The organism is Arthrobacter sp. Hiyo1 (genome assembly GCF_001263615.2).
GTDB lineage: Bacteria > Actinomycetota > Actinomycetes > Actinomycetales > Micrococcaceae > Arthrobacter.
The window spans coordinates 239,705-242,960 of sequence record NZ_DF952470.1 but is presented as its reverse complement, the minus strand read 5'-3'; the positions used below and the strand labels follow the sequence as shown (position 1 = coordinate 242,960).

The following is a 3,256-nucleotide window of genomic DNA, read 5'->3' as shown; positions in this document are numbered from 1 at the left end:
CGTTGATCATCGCGATATGCCGGTGACCCGCGTCCACCAGGCGTTTGGTGGCGGTGTAGCCGCCCAGCTCCTCTTGCGGGGCGATGCTCGGGAACCGCCCGGACCGGTCGCGCGAATTGAGCACGACGGCGGGCACCTCGGCCAGGACGTCTGGTACGTCAAGGACCCGGTGGTACATGGCGGCGTAGACCACTCCGGCCACCTTGTAGGACAGCATGGTCTCCAGCGAAGCGGCCTCGAGGGCCTTGTCGCCACCGGTGTTGACGGTCAGGAGGAGCAGTCCGGCTCCCAAGCCCGGGCTTGGGCGCCTCGATGATCTTGCCCGCGAATGGCGCCGTGGCCACGAAGTCGCCGACGAAGCCGATCATCCCGGCAACGCCGTCGCGGAGCACTTTGGCGTGGGCGTTGGTCCGATACCCCAGTTCGTTGGCGGCGGCATGGACCCGGCGTCGGGTTTCCTCAGAGAACCTGGTTCCTGCGGCGTCATTGAGCACCAAGGAAACCGTGGCCTGGGAAACACCGGCAGCGGCAGCGACGTCGTTCATCGTCGTGCCTGAGCGGCTGCCGGGGCGGGTCATGGGCTGGCCTGTCTACTGGGAACTCCGGGGTGCTTGTCACAGGATCCGCACGACTGGCTGGGCTTAACCTGGGGCTGGGTTATACGAATTACCAGCCCGGAAAACTGTAGCTGTCATCACATCCGGCGTCAACGACCGCGCCGCGGACTAGAGTCGGATCATGCCCGCGAATTTACCTCCCGGCCTGCCGATTGTTCCCGACGGCGATGCCCCTGGCGGCCAGCGCATTTCCTCTCCGCTCCCCGGCCCCGGATCCGGGGTCCCGGGATTGGCGCTGACGCCGCGGCGGCCAGTACCGTTCCGTTCAGTATGTCGCCGGAAGACTTCGAGGCAGCCGTCAGCGATGCATTGCTCCTCATCCCGGACAAAGCTGCCCGGGCCATGGACAACGTGGCCATCTTCATCGAGGACGACTACACCCCGCAGCCTGGAGACGAACCGGACACCGTACTCCTGGGCCTGTATGAGGGCGTGCCGTTGACGGAACGGGACTCTTGGTGGGATGCCGGTTCCCTCCCGGACCGGATCACCATTTTCCGTCAGCCGATCCTGGATATCTGCGGATCCCGCCAGGAAGTAATCGACGAAGTGGCCATCACGGTGATCCATGAGATCGCCCACCACTTCGGCATCGGCGACGACCGTTTGCACGAACTCGGCTGGGGATAGGCTGGAAAGCCACCGTCCCCGCGGCGCCATCCACCGTGATCGTCTGTCCTGTGCTGATCCGGGACGTGGCATCCGGGACGCCCACGATTGCCGGAATCCCGTACTCACGAGCCACGACGGCGCCATGCGAGTTGGGACCGCCCATCTCCATCACGAGTCCCCCGGCGGTCAGGAAGAGGGGCGTCCAGCCGGGATCCGTCGAGGGCGCCACCAGGATTTCTCCGGGTTCAAGATGCGCGCCCACCGGGTCCATGATCACCCTTGCCACCGCCGTCACGGTTCCCGCCGAAGCCGGGGTTCCCAACAGCATGCCGTCCGACGCCGGTGCCCCCGTCGCGCCGCTCAGGAGACCGGCTGGCAGCGCTTCCGGCTCGGTGCCGTCGGAGAGCAGCACGCGTGGCACGTGGCGGCGCTTGAGTTCAAGCTCATAGGCTTCGCGGCGCTGCGCCACGAGCTCGTGGAGATCCTTGCCGTCCAAGCCGTGGCGGGCGTCGTTGAAATCCAGGAAGAAGACGTCGCTGGCATCGTCGATGATTCCCGCTTCCGCCAAGGCCTCCCCTGCTTCCGCAACCTGTGCTCGGACCGCGGCGAAGCCTCGCACGAGGTGGTACTTGGGAAGTTCACGGAGCCCGGCAAACATGCGTGTCCGTTCGAGTGCCATTTTCACGATCCTGGCGTGGAGCGGACTCTTGGACCGCGCACGGGCCACCAGCACGGCGGCTTGTTCCTCGGCGTCGCGGGCTGCATTTTCGAACTGTTTGTCCGGCGCCAGGCGGGGATCGTCGAGGCGAAGGTAATTGACCAGGACTCCGATGATGTGGGTGGGGTCGTCGGACCAGCGGGGCATGCCCAGGTCGATTTCCGCGATGGCCCGGTGCCCGTAGTCGCGCAGGAACGAGGCCAATCCCGATTGCGCGACGACCGGCAGCTTGCCATCGCGGTAGCTCTCCGCGAGTTCAGCGGGATCGCCACCGGTAAACGCCACTGCGGAAGCGGGATCGTCACGGATACTGGCCGAGAGCCGCCACAGCGCAAGGTCCATTTCGGTGGTGACGTTGTTGGGCAGGCCGCGGATGATGGTTTGGAGCTCACCCCAGGAAGCCTGTTCTCCAAGCAGCTTCCGTACCAGCCCCATCATCGCGAAGCCGAGCGCTACCGGGGGAAGGATATTGGGCAGTATGGGGAACAATTCCGTGCGCAGTATCCGCTCGGCGTGGTCCAGTTTTTCACGAGGGGTGGCACCGGCGGGGAATTCATGCGTGGCCTTCAGGTTCCCGTCCAGCTGTTCCACCTTGCCAAGGGCAACGTCCGGCCGAAAGAGAGCACGCAGCAGCGTCTCCGGAAGGTGGAAGCGGAGCACGATCGGGCCAACGTGCCTGAGCAGTTTGAAAGGCGTCTTGCTGGTGACGGCGAAACGCGGGTCCTCGAACAGGGCACGCATGATGGACGCCGAACGTGCTTCCATGACGTCGAAAATCCTGGGCACGATGGCGCGCCCGGCCCTGCTCCTGAGCACCGAAGTGAGGTCAAAATAGATCCGCTGCCCCGCCTCGTAGTAGGGCGAAGGCCCGTCCCGCGGTTCGGGAACCCGGAATCCCGCCGCGCCGGCCACCGAGGACCCCATGAGCCTGATGCCCGCGAGTCCCATGGGAGTGAGGGGGCGGGTGAGGCCTTGGGCGAGGCTGAAGCAAAGGTACGCGTGCGGACCGGGGACTGCTGGTTGCCGGGTCATTTGCGGGTAGAGCGTGGTGATGGGGCGCGCTTGGGTGAGCCACAGTTTGCCGTCGCCGTCGATGGCCCATTCAGTGTCCTGCGGTGCTCCGTAGTGCTCCTCGACGCGCTGGCCGAGGACCGCGAGCGCCCTGATCTGGGAGTCGGCAAGGCAGGCGTCCCGCGCGGTTCCGTCTTCGGCCCGAGGCTCGGCGTCGAGCCTTTCGGTCCCGCCGCCGGGAACGGAGCGAATCACCAGCTTCCGGTCCCCGATCCGCCGTTCCGTGATCCTGCCGGTG

At 65.9% G+C, this 3,256-nt stretch carries 2 protein-coding genes and 2 pseudogenes; 1 reads left to right on the top strand and 3 read right to left on the bottom strand.

The window, feature by feature from the left end; all coding sequences use genetic code 11:
* Both AHiyo1_RS26540 and AHiyo1_RS26535 read right to left on the bottom strand, forming a co-directional pair.
* A pseudogene (locus AHiyo1_RS26540) lies at positions 1-292 on the bottom strand (LacI family DNA-binding transcriptional regulator); the annotation flags it as partial.
* A 172-nt stretch (positions 293-464) separates the two neighbouring features.
* Positions 465-545, bottom strand: a pseudogene (locus tag AHiyo1_RS26535) (LacI family DNA-binding transcriptional regulator); the annotation flags it as partial.
* A gap of 342 nt (positions 546-887) precedes the next feature.
* Here AHiyo1_RS26535 and AHiyo1_RS09995 point away from each other — a divergent pair.
* A complete protein-coding gene (locus AHiyo1_RS09995; RefSeq protein WP_059388472.1) occupies positions 888-1,247 on the top strand; it encodes a metallopeptidase family protein in 360 nt (119 codons plus the stop codon).
* Here AHiyo1_RS09995 and AHiyo1_RS09990 read toward each other — a convergent pair.
* Positions 1,174-3,256: PEP-utilizing enzyme (locus AHiyo1_RS09990; protein WP_059388471.1), on the bottom strand; the 2,083-nt coding region annotated here is incomplete at its 5' end. The genes AHiyo1_RS09995 and AHiyo1_RS09990 overlap by 74 nt on opposite strands.

Bases quoted from the DNA above. Each gene is read 5' to 3' on its own strand.
- AHiyo1_RS09995 (WP_059388472.1), top strand. From the start codon at position 888: ATGTCGCCGGAAGACTTCGAGGCAGCCGTCAGCGATGCATTGCTCCTC.